The sequence below is a fragment of the Thiocystis minor genome, assembly GCF_016653465.1.
Lineage (GTDB): Bacteria > Pseudomonadota > Gammaproteobacteria > Chromatiales > Chromatiaceae > Chromatium > Chromatium minus.
On the sequence record NZ_NHSQ01000132.1, the window covers coordinates 37,659 to 53,064 of the forward strand.

The 15,406-nt window shown below is 64.4% G+C and carries 13 protein-coding genes; 7 read left to right on the top strand and 6 right to left on the bottom strand.

Annotation, left to right across the window (positions count from 1 at the left end):
- Nucleotides 1-2: 2 nt before the first annotated feature.
- Nucleotides 3-2,252 (bottom strand): DNA topoisomerase IV subunit A, encoded by a 2,250-nt coding sequence (gene parC / locus CCR95_RS18110; RefSeq protein WP_201096995.1) that lies wholly within the window; start codon nt 2,250-2,252, stop codon nt 3-5.
- A 211-nt stretch (nt 2,253-2,463) separates the two neighbouring features.
- On the bottom strand, nt 2,464-3,192 hold the full coding sequence (locus CCR95_RS18115; protein WP_242523329.1) for a class I SAM-dependent methyltransferase: 729 nt from the start codon (nt 3,190-3,192) through the stop codon (nt 2,464-2,466).
- Between the two features lie 195 nt (nt 3,193-3,387).
- Between CCR95_RS18115 and CCR95_RS18120 the strand changes: the two genes are divergently transcribed.
- The 4 genes from CCR95_RS18120 to CCR95_RS18135 all read left to right on the top strand — a co-directional run bounded on the left by CCR95_RS18120 (nt 3,388) and on the right by CCR95_RS18135 (nt 8,530).
- The gene (locus tag CCR95_RS18120; RefSeq protein WP_201096997.1) at nt 3,388-4,491 is read left to right on the top strand and encodes an efflux RND transporter periplasmic adaptor subunit; all 1,104 of its coding nucleotides are present in this window, start codon (nt 3,388-3,390) and stop codon (nt 4,489-4,491) included.
- Complete coding sequence (locus CCR95_RS18125) at nt 4,488-7,556, top strand: efflux RND transporter permease subunit (RefSeq protein ID WP_201097002.1); 3,069 nt, start codon at nt 4,488-4,490, stop codon at nt 7,554-7,556. The genes CCR95_RS18120 and CCR95_RS18125 overlap by 4 nt, the downstream gene beginning before the upstream one ends.
- 28 nt (nt 7,557-7,584) lie before the next feature.
- Nucleotides 7,585-8,013, top strand: coding sequence for a phosphate-starvation-inducible protein PsiE (locus tag CCR95_RS18130; protein ID WP_201097004.1), 429 nt, complete (start codon nt 7,585-7,587; stop codon nt 8,011-8,013).
- Nucleotides 8,014-8,134: 121 nt separating this feature from the next.
- Entirely contained in the window at nt 8,135-8,530 is a 396-nt protein-coding gene (locus CCR95_RS18135; RefSeq protein WP_201097006.1) for a hypothetical protein, read from the top strand.
- 101 nt (nt 8,531-8,631) lie between these two features.
- Here CCR95_RS18135 and CCR95_RS18140 read toward each other — a convergent pair whose 3' ends face one another.
- Entirely contained in the window at nt 8,632-9,537 is a 906-nt protein-coding gene (locus CCR95_RS18140) for a complex I NDUFA9 subunit family protein (RefSeq protein WP_201097008.1), read from the bottom strand.
- A gap of 192 nt (nt 9,538-9,729) precedes the next feature.
- Here CCR95_RS18140 and CCR95_RS18145 point away from each other — a divergent pair, with 192 nt between their 5' ends.
- On the top strand, nt 9,730-10,527 hold the full coding sequence (locus CCR95_RS18145) for a sulfite exporter TauE/SafE family protein (RefSeq protein WP_201097009.1): 798 nt from the start codon (nt 9,730-9,732) through the stop codon (nt 10,525-10,527).
- Here CCR95_RS18145 and CCR95_RS18150 read toward each other — a convergent pair.
- The 3 genes from CCR95_RS18150 to CCR95_RS18160 all read right to left on the bottom strand — a co-directional run bounded on the left by CCR95_RS18150 (nt 10,517) and on the right by CCR95_RS18160 (nt 13,576).
- Complete coding sequence (locus CCR95_RS18150; RefSeq protein WP_201097011.1) at nt 10,517-11,176, bottom strand: hypothetical protein; 660 nt, start codon at nt 11,174-11,176, stop codon at nt 10,517-10,519. The genes CCR95_RS18145 and CCR95_RS18150 overlap by 11 nt on opposite strands.
- 116 nt (nt 11,177-11,292) lie before the next feature.
- Nucleotides 11,293-11,547 carry a type II toxin-antitoxin system HigB family toxin gene (locus tag CCR95_RS18155; protein WP_420825669.1) on the bottom strand — a complete coding sequence of 85 codons (255 nt, stop codon included), beginning with the start codon at nt 11,545-11,547 and terminating at the stop codon, nt 11,293-11,295.
- A 55-nt stretch (nt 11,548-11,602) separates the two neighbouring features.
- Entirely contained in the window at nt 11,603-13,576 is a 1,974-nt protein-coding gene (locus tag CCR95_RS18160) for a transglycosylase SLT domain-containing protein (RefSeq protein ID WP_201097026.1), read from the bottom strand.
- A gap of 374 nt (nt 13,577-13,950) precedes the next feature.
- Here CCR95_RS18160 and amrB point away from each other — a divergent pair, with 374 nt between their 5' ends.
- Together amrB and amrA are read left to right on the top strand one after the other, a co-directional pair.
- The gene (amrB, locus tag CCR95_RS18165; protein ID WP_201097034.1) at nt 13,951-14,736 is read left to right on the top strand and encodes an AmmeMemoRadiSam system protein B; all 786 of its coding nucleotides are present in this window, start codon (nt 13,951-13,953) and stop codon (nt 14,734-14,736) included.
- Nucleotides 14,714-15,373, top strand: coding sequence for an AmmeMemoRadiSam system protein A (gene amrA, locus CCR95_RS18170; RefSeq protein WP_201097043.1), 660 nt, complete (start codon nt 14,714-14,716; stop codon nt 15,371-15,373). The genes amrB and amrA overlap by 23 nt, the downstream gene beginning before the upstream one ends.
- Nucleotides 15,374-15,406: the final 33 nt, after the last annotated feature.

The following is a 15,406-nucleotide window of genomic DNA, read 5'->3' on the forward strand; positions in this document are numbered from 1 at the left end:
AGTCAGTTCGCCTCCAATCCTTCCACCCGCTGAAATCCGCGCGGCAGCAGGCGTCCGCGCCGTCCGCGCTCGCCCTGATAGACCTCCAGGTCGATCGGCTTGAGCGTGAACTCGCGCTTGCCGGACAGGATCTTCAGGCTGCCGCCCGCCGGCACCACCGCCAGCGCCACCATGACTTCCTCGCGCGCCGCGACTTTCGCGGTCGGAATCCCGATGATTTTGTTGCCCTTGCCGCGCGCCATCTCGGGCAGTTCGGAGACCGGAAACACCAACAGATAGCCCGCGCTGGTGGTCGCCGCCAGCCGCGCGCCGACGGCGTCGCCAAGCGGAACCGGAACCAGCACATTGGCGCCCGGCGAGAGACTGATGATCGCCTTGCCGGCCTTGGGCTTGGCGAACAGATCCTCCATCCGGGCGATGAACCCATAGCCCGCGTCCGAGGCGAGCACATAGCGGCTCTCGGGCAAATCCCCGAGCACGGCGACGAAGCGGGCGCCCGGCGGCGGATCGAGCCGACCTGTCAGCGGTTCGCCCTGCCCGCGCGCCGAGGGGAGTCCGTTGGCCGGGAGCGAATAACCACGCCCCGTCGAGTCGAGAAAGACCACGGTCTGATGACTGCGGATGCGCGCGGCACCCAGAAAGCGGTCGCCAGAGCGGTAACTGAGTCCAACCACGTCCACCTCGTGCCCCTTGGCGGCACGGATCCAACCCATCTCGGATAGAACGACGGTCACCGGCTCGCTCGGCGCCAGTTCGTTCTCGTCGATCGCGGCCGCCGCGCGACGCGCGACCAGCGGCGAGCGGCGCGCGTCGCCGTATTTCTCGGCATCGGCGGCGATCTCGTCGCAGATCAGCGTTTTCAGCACACCTTCATCGCCCAGGATCCGCTGCAACCCATCGCGTTCCGCAGCCAGTTCCGCCTGCTCGGCGCGGATCTTCATCTCTTCCAGCCGCGCGAGCTGGCGCAGTCGGGTGTTCAGCACATAGTCGGCCTGGGCGTCGGTCAGGGCGAAGCGCGCCATCAAAATCGGCTTGGGCTCGTCCTCGGCGCGCACGATGCGAATCACCTCGTCGAGATTCAGGAAGGCGATCAGCAGACCGTCGAGCAGGTGCAGGCGTTCGAGCACCTTGTCCAGACGATGCTGCAAACGCCGGCGCACGGTCTCGGTGCGGTAGATCAGCCATTCGACCAGGATGTCGCGCAGACTCATGACTCGCGGGCGGCCGTTCAGGCCGATCACGTTCATGTTCACCCGATAGCTGCGCTCCAGATCGGTGGTCGCGAACAGATGTAACATGAGGCGTTCGACATCGACCCGGTTGGAACGCGGCACGATCACGAAGCGGGTCGGGAATTCATGGTCGGACTCGTCGCGGAAGTCCTCGATCATCGGCAGTTTCTTGGCGTTGAACTGCGCGGCGATCTGCTCCATGACCCGGCTGCCCGAGACCTGATAGGGCAACGCCGTGATGACGATCTCGCCCCGCTCGATCTCGTAGCGGGCGCGCTGTTTCACGCTGCCGCCGCCGGTCCGATAGAGCTTCAGGAGTTCATCCGGCGGGGTGACGATCTCGCCGGCGGTCGGGAAATCCGGCCCCGGAATCAGCCGGACCAGATCCTCCACCGTCGCATCCGGATGTTCGAGCAGATGCATGCAGGCTTGGGCCACCTCGCGCAGATTGTGCGGCAGGATGTCGGTCGCCATACCGACGGCGATCCCGGTGGTGCCATTGAGCAGCAGATTCGGCAGACGCGCGGGCAGCAGCCGGGGCTCCTCCAGCGTCCCGTCGAAGTTCGGCTGCCAGTCGACCGTGCCCTGATCCACCTCCCCGAGCAGCAGCTCGGCATAGGGCGTCAGGCGCGACTCGGTGTAGCGCATGGCGGCGAAGGATTTAGGGTCGTCGGGCGAGCCCCAGTTGCCCTGCCCGTCGATCAATGGATAGCGATAGCTGAAGGGCTGGGCCATCAGCACCATGGCCTCGTAACAGGCCGAATCGCCATGTGGATGGAACTTGCCCAACACATCGCCGACGGTGCGCGCCGACTTCTTGAACTTGGCCGTCGCCGACAGGCCCAGCTCGGACATAGCGTAGAGGATGCGCCGCTGCACCGGTTTGAGTCCGTCGCCCACATAGGGCAGCGCGCGGTCGAGGATGACGTACATGGAATAATCCAGGTACGCCTTTTCGGTGAAATCTTTCAGAGGGCGGCGTTCCAGGCCCTCCGCGTTATACAGCAGGGTATCCGTCATGGGTCATCTTGGATTCGGTCGCAAACAGGGCGGGCATGATGCGGCAAGGAGGCGCGAATCACAATAAACCACGCCTCGTGGGGCATGCGAAATTCGCGCTTCACGCGGTCTTGTCAGGACTCGCGAAGGTCGGAGCGGGCGCGGTTTATAATTTTTATCCGATAAACCGCGTCCGATCACTCGCAACGACGCATACCACGACGGACGCGGTTTATATCCGACACAACAGATCCACCCGGTGCGGCTTGAAAAACCGCGCGCCGTCCGGCGTCAGATGACGCTCGAAGGCGGCGCGGATCCCGGCGAGACGGGCGGCATCAAGGTTGCGCTCGCTGTGGGTCACCTGGATGAACCTGTTAGCGAAGCTCTCCCAGTCGGGATAGACGCCTTCGGACTCGTAGAAAACCTCGCGTTCCAGCCGGAACAGACCCGCGTCGATCGCGCGTCCCAGTGCCGCGAAGGCGGCGGTTCGCACCTCGCGCTCGTCATCGATCAGACGCATGATCTCGTTAAAATCGCCCCAATAGACCGGTTCGGAGACATAAAGCAACCCACCCGGCGTTAGCACCCGGTGGATCTCGCCGAGCGCCTGATCCATCAATTCGATAGGGACATGATGCAGCGACTTGAACATGAACACCCGCTCATAGGATGCGTCCGGATCGGCGATCGACTCGGCGCCGCCCACACGGAACTCGATCGCCGGCAGATCCGTCAAGGCGAGGTTTTTCGCGTGCTGGATCGCATCGACCTCGGTCGCCGTTACCTGGGCCGCACCCAGTCGCGTCACCAGCTCGCGGGTCGTCCAGGCGGCGCCGCAACCGAGTTCAAGAACCCGCGACCCCCGCACACCGAGCAGATCCTCGATCACCTCAAGCTCGCCGCTGCGGCGATAGGCGGTGGGGTCATTGATTTGCATCGGATGGCTGATGGACGCCATAAAAACTCCAGGGTTTCGGTTCTCGTTTCACTGCCATGGCAGCCTATACTACAAAACGCTGTCATTCGAGCCGCAAAGAGCGATTGAGGCTCAGCAATTCTCATTTTGACGCCAAAATTAGAACTGCTGATTGAAGCTGGCCCCCGTGACCGCCCCCTCACATTGATCGATTCCGCCAAGAGGCATTGACCGCCTATGTTCGTCCGTCTCCTACTGGTGCTGTTGGCACTCGCCGCAATCGTCGCCGGTCTTGCCTTTCTCAAATACCGTCAGATCCAGACCGAAATCGCGCTGTTTTCCCAGCCGATGCCAGCCCCAACGGTCACCGCAGCGGTCGTGAAGACGAGCGCCTGGGAGCCAGCACTGAACGCGGTCGGGACCGTGCGGGCGGTCCAGGGCGTTGATCTCAACAACGAGGTCGCGGGACAGGTCAAACAGATCCTGTTCGACTCCGGCGCCAAGGTGAAGCAGGGGCAGATTCTGCTGCGTCTGGAGGACGATGTGGACCGGGCCGAACTCGAAGGCTTGCAGGCGGCGGAGCGTCTGGCCCAGATCCAGTTGGACCGCAACCGCGCCTTGCTCAAGGATCGCGCCGTCGCCCAAGGCGATGTCGACGAGATCGCCGCTCAGCTCGATCAGGCGCGCGCACAGGTCAAGTCCAGGCAGGCGAGCATCGAGAAAAAGGCGATTCGTGCGCCCTTCGCCGGTCAGTTGGGCATCCGCCAGGTGAATCTGGGGCAATACCTGGCCGAAGGTTCGGCAATCGTGCCGCTCCAGGCGCTCGACCCGGTCTATGTCGATTATTCGCTGCCCGAGCGCCATCTGGCCCAGTTGCGCGTCGGTCAACCGGTGAGCGTGCGGGCGGCGCCCTACCCCGACCGGAGCTTCACGGGCAAAATCCAGGCGATCAGTCCCGGCATCGATCAAGGCACTCGCAATGTATTGATTCGCGCCCGTTTCGACAATCCCGATCTCGCGCTACGCCCTGGCATGTTCGCCCGCGTCGCCACCCAACTGCCGGTCCAGGAACGTGTTCTCACACTCCCCCGCGAGGCGGTCACCTTCAATACCTATGGCGATTCGGCGTTCCTGATCGAGGAAACAAACGGCAAAACCCTGGCGCAGCGCCGCCAGATTCGCACCGGCGCCGTGCGCGGCGATGAGGTCGCGGTCCTCGACGGACTGACCGAAGGGGATCGCGTCATCGTCGCCGGTCAGGTGAAACTCACCAACGGGCAGGAAGTCAGCATCGTCTCGGACAGCGACGAGGCGGCCGCCGCGCCGGCGCAACCCGAATGACCTTCACCGACACTTTCATCCACCGCCCGGTGCTCGCGACCGTCGTGAGCCTGCTGATCCTGATCCTGGGGGTACGCGCCTTCCTGGATCTGGACCTGCGTCAGTACCCCAAGACGCAAAACACCGTGGTCACCATCACCACCGCCTATCCGGGAGCGAGCAGCGATCTGGTGCAGGGATTCATCACCCAACCGCTCCAGCAGGCCATCGCCGAGGCCAACGGGATCGATTTCCTCGCGTCCACCAGCTCCGCCGGGGTCTCGATCATCGAGGCCAACATGCGCCTCAACTATGACCCCAACGCGGCGGTCGCGGAGATCCAGGCCAAGGTCGCGAGCCAGCTCAACGTCCTGCCGGAGTCGGCCCAGAATCCGGTGATCGACTCCACCACCGGGGACAGCACGGCGCTCATGTATCTGGCGTTCTATAGCGAGGAGATGGATCTGCCCCAGATCACGGACTATCTGATCCGGGTCGTGCAGCCCCAGCTTCAGGCGCTCCAGGGGATCGCCAAGGCCGAGTTGATCGGCAACAAGACCTTCGCCATGCGGATCTGGCTGGATCCGGCGCGCATGGCCGCACTCAAGGTGACCGGCGACGAGGTGGCGCGGGTGCTGCGGACCAACAATTATCTCGCGGGTGTCGGACGGATTCAGGGCGAGCTGGTCCAGGTGGATCTGTCCGCCACGACCGATATCAGCCGCGTCGAGGACTTCCGCCGGCTGGTGGTGCGCGCGGAATCCGACACCCTGATCCGGCTCGAAGACATCGCCGAGATCGAGCTGGGCGCCGCCGACTACAACTCGACCACACTGTACAAGGGCATCCCCGCCATCTTCATCGGTATCGAGCCCGCGCCCGGCTCCAATCCGCTCGATGTCGCCGAGCGTGTCCATGATCTGATGCCGGGTCTCAAGGCCGATTTCCCCGAAGGGCTGAACGCCTTTATCCCCTACGACGCCAGCGAATTCATCCAGGAGTCGATCAAGGAGGTCTTCAAGACGCTGGCCGAGGCGGTGCTGATCGTGCTGCTGGTGATCTTTCTGTCGCTCGGTTCGCTGCGCGCCGCGCTCATCCCCTCGGTGGCGGTGCCGCTCTCGATCATTGGGGCTGGATTTCTCATGCTGTTGATGGGCTTTTCCATCAACCTGCTCACCCTGCTCGCCATGGTGCTCGCCATTGGTCTGGTGGTGGACGACGCCATCGTGGTGGTGGAGAACGTGCACCGACATCTGGAAATGGGCAAGCCCCGAATTCAGGCGGCGGTGGACGCGGCCCGCGAGCTGGCGCTGCCGATCATCGCCATGACCACCACCCTGGTCGCGGTTTATGCCCCCATCGGTTTCATGGGCGGATTGGTGGGCTCGCTCTTCACCGAATTCGCCTTCACCCTCGCCGGGGCGGTGCTGGTCTCGGGGATCGTCGCGCTCACGCTCTCGCCCATGCTGTCCGCTGCGGTGCTGCGCGAAGGCGGTCAGCAGGGGCGGTTCGAGCAGACGGTCGAGCATTTTTTCGAGCGGTTCGCCAACGGCTACCGGCGCTTGCTGCATGGCTGGCTGCGCTATCCCAGCGCCACCCTCCTGGTGGCGGTCGTGGTGCTCGCGGCCATCTATGGCATGTACAGCATGACCCAGAAAGAACTGGCCCCGACCGAGGACCAGAGCATTCTGTTTTTCATGGCCACCGCGCCCCAGACCGCCACCATCGATTACAACCAGCGTTTTGTCGCGCAAATGAGCCCGCTCTTCGAGTCCTTCCCTGAGTACCAGGAAAGCTTCATCCTGGTCGGCTTCGGGGACGCTAGCACCACCTTCGGCGGCTTCAAGATGCCCCCGCCGAACCAGCGGGAGCGCTCGCAAATGGAGATTCAGCCCCAGCTTCAGGGCGCGCTGTCCCAGATCGCCGGACTCGATACCGTCGCCTTTTCGCTCCCCAGCCTGCCGACCCCTGGCAGCGGGATGCCGGTGGAATTCGTCGTCCTCTCCGACCGGGGAGCCGAGGAACTCGCCGGCCTCGCCGACCAGTTACTCGGTCAGGCGATGGCCAGCGGCAAGTTCATGTTTCTGATGAAGGACGTCAAGCTGGAACGGCCTCGCACCGTGCTGGAAGTGGACCGCGATCTGGCCGGCGACCTCGGGATCAGCATGCAGGATCTCGGGCTCAGCCTCTCGGGCATGCTCAACGAGGACTATGTGAACTGGTTCAGCCTGGCGGGCCGCAGCTACAAGGTCATCCCCCAAGTCGAGCGGGGCTATCGCAATGATGCCGGGGAACTGCTGGACTATCAGGTGCGAACCGCCGCCGGGGAACTGGTGCCGGTCAGCGCGCTGGTGACGCTCCGCCACCAGGTCGAACCCTCCAAGCGCGTCCAATTCCAGCAGTTGAATGCGGTCACGCTCTCCGGCGTCATGACCCCCGGCGTCACCCTGGGCGATGCATTGGGCTATCTGGAACAGGAATCTCGAACCATCTTTCCCCGTGGCGCGCGTATCGATTACAAAGGCGAATCGCGCCAGTTCAAGCGCGAAGGCGCGGCGCTGGAGGTCACCTTCTTCCTGTCCCTGCTGATCATCTATCTGGTCCTGGCGGCCCAGTTCGAAAGCTGGCGCGACCCCTTTGTCATCCTGATGTCCGTACCCCTATCGATCGCCGGCGCCATGGCGTTTCTGTTCCTGGGCTTCGCGAGCATCAACATCTACACCCAGGTCGGGCTCATTACCCTGATCGGACTGGTCGCCAAAAATGGGATCTTGATCGTGGAATTTGCCAATCAGCTCGGCGAGCGCGAGGGACTCGCCAGACGCGAGGCGATCGAGCAGGCATCGGCCATCCGGCTGCGCCCCATCCTGATGACAACGGTTTCGATGCTGGTCGCCATGATCCCGCTCCTCACCGCCAGCGGTCCGGGCGCGGTCAGCCGCTTCGACATCGGGCTGGTAATCGTCACCGGACTTGGCATCGGCACGGTCTTCACGCTGTTTGTCGTGCCGGCATTTTATCTGCTGCTCTCGCCGACGAGTCATCGGCGCATCGGCGAGAGACAGGGCGCTGCGCACACTATCTGATAACTGATTATTTCCCGGAGACCTCACGATGAAGTCACATAACCCCATCGATCGCTGGCTGTCGACGCTCTTTCACTACATCGAAAAGGCGGTTCTGGTCGGTGTCGGCGCGCTGGCGCTCGTCGGCATCGGGCAACTCATCCAGAGCATCTACCAGCATGGACAAGTCAAACTGGAAGACTTGCTCCTGATGTTCATCTTCATCGAGATCATGGCGATGGCGAACGTCTATTTCGTCCGCCGGTCCGTGCCCTTCACCTATCCCATGTTCATCGCCGTCACCGCGCTCTCGCGCTTGATCGTGCTTCAGGGCAAGAACATTGCCCCCGAGAACCTCCTCTACGAGAGCGGTGCCCTCCTGCTGGTCAGTCTCGCCATCCTCATCATTCGCTTCAGTCAACGCTATAGCGCGGCCGCCATCGAGACCGAGGAAACCGAGGACGAGAAGCACGAGTAACCCAAGGGAAGCTGAGCGCTTCGAGGATTGTCACGGTCGACGATGGGAGTTAACCTTGATCGAAGCAGGGGATCTCGCCGCTGTCGGCGGGAATGTGATTATCACGAAGGGGTGGAGAGTCATGCTGAGTAAGCAAACGGTGATTGCCTGGGTGATTGGGATCGTCGGCGTCTTTTTTCTTCTCGATGCGTTTGGATCCGCGTCAATCTCGGATGCCTTTGCCAGGGTTGCGGTTGTCGCGGTCGTCGCCTTGTTCCTCCTGTATCGAATCGGCAAACATCGCGAAGGATACGAAAAACTCATCGCCGCCGGGGTTGCGGTCGACGGCAAACCATCGTTACGGGCGAGTTGCTATGTCGCGACGACTCAACATGGCGAGGTCCGGTATCGCCTCGGTTCATACACCGGCATTCAGCGCATCATCAGAGAGCTACCCGCCGGGACACCTCATCAATGGGGGCATCTCGATGCCGTATCCATCTACCGAACGCCCCAGGAGCTGACCCGCGGCGCATAGGGCGATTACAATCCAGACGCGGCGAGCCCGCCAAACGGCGGGCTCCATTACACCAAGATCTAACCCATCCACGCACACGGCATGCCATGCCGGGTGCGTTTTTAATGAAGATAGCTCGGCACCACGAAATCGAGATCCGTGGCCGATATCCCAAGTTCCTTGAGTCCCTCGCGCGCGCACACGCTGTCCACCTGAAGCGACAGATAGTTGTCCAGGGTGAATGGCTTGCCCGGCAAACGTTGAAAGACACTCGCCTGCAGCCGCGACAGCCGATCGTCGAGCCCCACCACCCACACCTCGCGCCCGATCCGCTCGCCGGTATAGACGACCAGTTCGCGGAGCGAGAAGGCGCGCGGGCCGCAGAGTTCGTAGGTCTTGCCATGGGTGTCAGGGTCATCCAGACAACGCAGCATGGCCTCCACCACATCCCCGACGTAGACGGGCGCGAAACGAGCATCCGGACAGGCGAGCGGAAAGGGACCGGGGAGCAGTCGCAACAGCCCGGCGAAGCGGTTGAAGAAGCTATCTCCGGGGCCGAAGATGACCGACGGGCGGAAGCTGGTCACCGCCAGCCCCTCCCCTACCGCCGCGAAGGCCAGCGCCTCGCCGCGCCCCTTGGTCCGCAGATAGTCGCTGGGTCCGCTCTCCGCATTCGCGTGCAGCGCGCTCATGTGCAGATAGCGCGTCACGCCGGCCTGAAGCGCGGCGCGGGTCGCGGTCTCCACCGTCCGCACATGGGTCTGCTCGAAGGTGCGCCCGCCGCTTTCATTGAGAATCCCCGCGAGGTTGATCAGAACCGTGCAGCCGGCCATCGCCTCGGCCAGTGGCGCCGTCTCCCAACCCGCGATCTCGCACAGCTCGCAGCCTGGAATCAGTCGCAGATGACGCTGCCGGTGCGGATGGCGCGTCGGCACGCGGCACGCCATCCCGGCGCGGGACAGACGGTTCAACAGGTGCTGGCCGACGAAGCCGGTTCCTCCAAGGACAAAGACGCGGTGATGTTTCATCTCAGTTGTGACTCATGCAGGGGTGCTGAAGCGCCGATTCGCCGCGTTGCGGTGCGATCGCGCGATTGCGTGCTCAGAGCGCCATCAGGGTTGAGCAGGTGTCGCGTATTATAGCCACCGAGCCACAAAGCTCTTGACGATGTTTCCTCCTCCATCCCCGGATTCGAACCCCTTCGCAAGCGATCAGATCAGATGCCAGCCGTCGAACTCTCCGCCTATCTGACGCTCGGCATCCTGTCGGGCCTGCTCGCCGGACTCTTTGGGGTCGGCGGCGGCGTGGTCATCGTGCCCGCCCTGATCCTGATCTTCACCCGGATGGACATCGGTGGAGACTGGATTCCGCATCTGGCGGTGGGCACCTCGCTGGCGACCATCATCGGCACCGGGGCCGCCTCGACCCGCGCCCATCATCGCCGCGGCGGTGTCCGTTGGGAACTGGTGGCCCGGCTGGCGCCCGGCATCGTGCTCGGCACCTGGGCCGGGGCGGGACTGGTCGCGGTCATCCCGGAATGGTGGTTGAAACGGCTCTTTGCGGGGTTTCTGATCTTGGTGAGCCTGCGCATGCTGATCCGGTCAGCACCGAAACGCAGCGTCCCGCTGCCTGGAACAGGCCGTCTGTGGGCGGTCGGTGGCGGGATCGGGATGCTCTCCGCGCTGGTCGGGATCGGCGGCGGCACCATGACCGTACCCTTTCTGAATCGCCATGGGCTGGAGATGCGTCAGGCGGTCGGCACCTCCGCCGCCGTCGGGCTGCCCATCGCGATCGCGGGCGCCATCGGCTTGATCCTGGCCGGTTGGGGGCGGGTCGGGCTCCCCGCGTTCAGCACCGGTTTCGTCTATTGGCCGGCGGTCGGGGTCATGCTGCTCGCCAGCATGCCGGCCGCGCCGCTCGGGGCACGTCTCGCCCACGCGCTGCCGGTCGATCTTCTGAAACGTCTCTTCGGACTCCTGCTGCTTGCGGTCGCGCTCCGGCTCGCCTTCAGCGGCTAATCGATCCAGCCCCCTGACCAAGCACCAGACGCCGATAGAGAAAGACCTCGCCGCCCTGACTGCGCATCACCAGACGGCCCTGATCGAGCGCGAACTCGAACGTCTGGGTGAAATTCTCCCGCGAGTTGGTCAGTTCGATACGGGTCGGTCCGATGCCAATCCCGCCCTCGATGAAACCGTCGCAGGCGGAGTAAATTCGATAGAACGCGCCCTGCACGATGAGCAAACCGCCCTGGTTGTCCTCCCAGATTCCCTCCAGCGACGAACCGCTCCAGGGCGTCGCCCCTGCCCCGCCGGACAGCGGCAGGCTCTGGGAGAAACGATCCGCCATCTGATTCATTTGGGCGCCGCCGGGCATGGTCTGACCGCCAGGGACGGCGCCAAAGGGCGAAGGCAGACCCGTCATCCCCGGCATGCTCATGGGATTGTAGGGCATCGCCTGACCCATGGCGGGCAGGCCCGTGCCCGGCCCGCCCACGCCGGTATTGGCGAAGCCCATCGATTCCATCATGCGCGCGATCGCATTGGCCATGGCCTCGGCCATCGTCTGCTCGGCGCACGCGCCCCCCGTCAGACCGAACGAGAGCGCAAGCGCCAGGAGAAATCGCGCGACGAGCGGAAGGGAACGGCGATACGCGATCGACATCATCAGAATTTCAACCAAGGGTACGGAGAGCGAGACAAAGCCGGAACGGCGACGCTCGGGGATCACGGTCGGTCGGCCAGGCTAACGCCGCTTTAACGGAATGCGTCAAGTGCGAGAGTCTAACAGACCAGGGCGCATTCCGAGCGGATCGCCATGCCGAATCGTTCAGCCTGAGTTCGGCAATTGGAACCGCAAAGCCGCTCGGTCGCTGGACGGACGGCCATGTATGCCAGCGCGACCACAAGGCGGTCGTCGTTGCCCTTGAGCTTGAAGACGACGCGGCGGCCCTTGAGGATACGCGCGCTGGAAAAAGTGCTTTGATGCCGGCTGGTGTGCGCCATTGGGCACAGCACCTCGTCATGCCAGGCGCGCAGGGGCTGTTTCGCATCAGGATGCCGCGCCCATCACTCCAGGGTCGGGTGATCACGTTCAGGGCTCCAGCCGCGCCTCACGCCAGAAAACGGCCGCCGGCACCGGCGGCAACAGTTCGCTCAGGCGCACCGGCGCAAGCCCCAGGCGATCCGCATAGATCACGCGATAGGTCAAGACACGCTCCACATAAGCGCGCGTCTCGGCAAAGGGGATCCGGGCAATCCAGAGATCCGCGTCGAGACACTCCTCGGGCAGCCAGCGCGCGACCCGGCTCGGTCCCGCGTTATAGGCCGCCGTAGCGAGCGCGGCATGCCCGAAGCGATCGCGCATCCGTGCCAGATAGGTACTGCCGAGCGCGATGTTCAGTGCGGGGTCGAGCAATGACCAGCGCGAGGGCGCGTCCAGGTCCAGTTCCGCCGCCACCTCCGCCGCGGTGGCTGGCATCAGCTGCATCAGCCCGATGGCGCCGGCGTTCGAGGCGATCGTGCGCGCGAAGACGCTCTCCTGACGCATCACCGCGAAGATCCAAGCGGCATCGATTCCGGTCTGCCACGCCTGCTCGGTCACCAGATCGCGATAGGTCACGGGAAAGCGCAGATGCAGGTCGTCCCAGTAACCGGTGCGCGCCAGCGTGAAGATAGCCTGATCGTGCCAGCGCAGCGCATCGGCGATCACGGCCGCCGCCAGCAGGTCCGCCGATTCCAGATTCCGGGTCAAGGCGCGCCATTCGCGGCGGATATCGGTCTCACGCCCCAATGGATGCAGTTCCCGAATCCGCTGAAACGCCGGCGTGAGGACGAGACGGCGAATCCGCGCCGGCTCCGCCGGGGTCGGCGCATGATCCAGACGATAGGGTTGTCCGATTCGGTCCGCCGCCATGAAGCCCCAGAAACCGCGTTGGCGTGCCGCCTGCTCAAAACTGGCTTGAGCCTCCGCCGCGTGGCCAAGCCGCTCCTCGGCGCGTCCCTGCCAGTAGAGCCAGCGGTCGCGTTTTTCCTCGCTGTCCGGCATGCGCGCGATCCACTTGGCCACCCAGTCCCACGCGCTCAACTCGATGGCGGCGCGCAGACGCACCTCCTGATCCGGGAGATTCTCCCCGGTCTCCCGCAGACCGTCCCAATAGGCGAGTCCCAGACGATCGCCGGTGCGCGCGAGCGCGCGACCCACGGCGGCATGGGCGCGGTCGAGCGCCACCGGGTCGACCGACAGCGCCTCGCGCCACTGCATCAGCGCCCAGGCCGCGTCATCCGGCGCGCGCCGTGCCAACCGCACAATCCCATGGGCCAGAATCGCCGCGCGCAGCGGATGCTCCCCGGCAAATCCCGCCGACTCCAACACCTGGACGGGGTTCTGATCCACGTCCAGCCAGCGTTCCAGCCAGGCACGCTCGGCCTCGGGCAGAAGCTTCCCGAGCCCACGGGCCAAGCCCGCCTCGCCAGACTCCATCGCCAACCGGATACGCCGCCAAGTCAACTCGGGCGTCAGATGACCGGCCTGCCGCCAGGCCGCGAAGACGGGATCGCAGACATCCGGCCGCGAACGCGCCGACAGCCAGACCGATTCGACCTGGGGCATGGCCTCCTCGGCGCGCCCAGACTCGATCAGCGCGCGCAGAAACAGACAGCGACGTTCGACCGACTCGTCCGCCCGATAGATCCGCGCATACTCGGTCCAGCGTCCGGCGTCGGCGAGCCGGCGCAGGTAGGCCAGGCGCAGACGGTCGGCCAGCGGCGAATCCGGATCGGCGGCGAGAAAGTCCTCGATCGCGGCGTCCGGTGCCGCCTTCAGGTTTCCGGTCAGATCGGCGAAGCGCAGATAGGGATAGAGTGGATGCTCGCGCAGCGTGTCGGCCAGCGACTCGAAACGCGCCCGATCGCCATCCTTGAGCGCCTGCTCGGCGGCGAGAAAATCATCCCGACCGTCCGCGCTGGCCGCCATTGCGGTCAACGTCAACAGGCTGGCCAGCACTAGGCGCAAGACATCGGAGGCAAGACGCCGGGAAGAAGAAACACAAGGGAGGTTGGCAGTCATCGGTCGCGTGAGATGGCGGAAACCAGTCATGGATACGCAAGGAGCCCAGTGTACCTTGAACTCCAGCCCCGATTTGAGCATGGTCACGATCCAAGGCACGAACCATCGCCATCGCCGAAATTCGCGCGCAAAGCGCCGCCGTCCCCGTCGAGGCGGGAATCGAGTGGATCGAGGATGCCGCAGGTTGCCACAAGCCCACCGCGAACTGAATCGGCGTCCGCCGCGGGCCAGCCTGCATGAATCGGGACGCCCTTAAGATCGCTGGCTCGGCACCGGAGAGGCATGAACCTTCTGCGCGAGAGACGTTATAGTTACTGTATGGATTTTGCCTGCAACCGGTTTTGTCCAACACCAGATCCGCAGGAGGTACCGCCATGTTACTGGTTCGACAACCCGCGGTGGCCGACCGCTTCTACCCCGGCGACCCGCGTGAACTGACGCGGATGCTGGACGGTTTCCTGGCCGACACGCCGCCGCGCACCCCGCCGCCCAAGGCCGTGATCGTCCCGCACGCCGGTTATATCTACTCCGGCCCGATCGCCGCGACCGCCTACGCCACGCTGGCGCCGGCACGCGAGAGCGTCACCCGCGTCATCCTGATGGGACCAAGCCACCGGGTTCCGTTTCGCGGTCTGGCGACGAGCAGCGCCGACCGGTTCGACACCCCGCTGGGCGCGGTGCCGCTGGACCGGACGGCCATCAATCAGGCGCTCGCCCTGCCCCAGGTCCGGACCATGGACGAGGCGCACGCGCTGGAACACAGCCTGGAGGTTCAGCTTCCCTTTCTGCAGCGGGTGTTGGCGGATTTCAGCCTGGCGCCCTTCGTGGTCGGCGACGCCAGCCCCGAAGCGGTGGCCGAGGTGCTGGAACTGCTCTGGGGCGGTCCCGAAACACTCATCGTCATCAGCTCCGACCTGAGCCACTATCATGACGACCGCACCGCGCGACGCCTGGATGCCGCCACCTCTGCGGCCATCGAGGCGCTGCGTCCGGACGATATCAGTTACGACCAGGCCTGCGGCCGCACCCCGGTCAACGGACTCCTGACGGTGGCGAAACGGCGCGGTTTGCAGGCGCGGACTCTGGACCTACGCAATTCGGGCGATACCGCCGGATCGCGCGATCACGTCGTGGGGTATGGCGCCTATGTCTTCCATTGAGTCCAAGCCGGCCGACGACACCGAGCCACTCGACATCGCTCAGAACCAGCAACGCCGGATCTTGCTGGAGGTGGCGGTGCGCTCCATCGCCACCGGCCTGGAGCGCGGGATGCCGCTGGAGCTGGATCCCGCCGACTACCCCGAGCCGCTGCAGACAATCCGCGCCACCTTCGTCACCCTTGAGATTGACGGCGCGCTGCGCGGTTGCATCGGCGTCCTGGACGCCTGTCGCCCTTTGGTGGAAGACGTCGCCCACCATGCCTTCGCCGCCGCCTTCCAGGATCCCCGCTTCCCCCGGCTGCACCCGGACGAATTTCCCCGGCTGACGATCAAGCTCTCCATCCTCACCCCGCCGGAACCGCTGGAGTTCGCCTCCCAGTCCGATCTGCTCGACCGCATCCGTCCAGGGGTTGACGGACTCATTCTCACGGACCAGGGACGGCGCGGAACCTTCCTACCGTCCGTGTGGGAACAGTTGCCGGATCCCGCGTCCTTCCTGGAACATCTCAAACGCAAGGCCGGGCTGCCCTTCGGGTATTGGTCCGACACCTTGCGGGTGTCCCGCTACGCCACCGAATCGTTTGGCGGATCCTTCAGCGACATCGATGCACGGATCCAGGCTCAGGCACCGAGCTGAATCGCATCCAACCTGAACAAATTTGAAATCACG